The organism is Alistipes sp. AF14-19 (assembly GCF_003461645.1).
Lineage (GTDB): Bacteria > Bacteroidota > Bacteroidia > Bacteroidales > Rikenellaceae > Alistipes > Alistipes shahii.
On sequence record NZ_QTXM01000056.1, the window covers coordinates 1 to 562 of the forward strand.

Annotated in this window: 1 pseudogene; it reads left to right on the forward strand. The window is 40.2% G+C overall.

The features are described from left to right. Positions 1-562, forward strand: a pseudogene (locus DWW03_RS16380) (class I SAM-dependent DNA methyltransferase); the annotation flags it as partial.

Genomic DNA, 562 nt, shown 5'->3' on the forward strand with positions numbered 1-562 from the left:
AGCGATTTCGTGCAGCAACAAGGCGTGAAGTGTAACTTTGCAGATTCTATCCCGTGGGTGATATTGTCTCCCATTGAACAAAGTATCAGGCGTAAGATTGAATCTATTGGTACACCACTCAAAGATTGGGATATAAACATTTATCGTGGAGTCCTTACCGGGTATAACGATGCGTTTATCATATCTACCGAAAAGCGTGATGAGATATTGGCGAATTGCCAGACAGAAGGCGAGCGTGTTCGGACGGCTGAACTTATACGACCGATTCTTCGTGGCAGGGATATCAAGAGATATGAATATGAATGGGCGGACTTGTGGATTATAGCCACATTTCCTTCGCGGCATTATGATATAGAAAGTTATCCTGCGGTGAAAAATTATCTTCTGTCAATTGGCATAGAGCGTTTAGAACAAACAGGAGAAACTCATATTGTTAATGGCAAAAAAATAAAAGCCCGAAAGAAAACTAGTAACGAGTGGTTTGAAACACAAGATAGCATCAGTTATTGGGAGGATTTTTCTAAGCCAAAAATCATATGGGGAGAAATATCTGATAAATCAA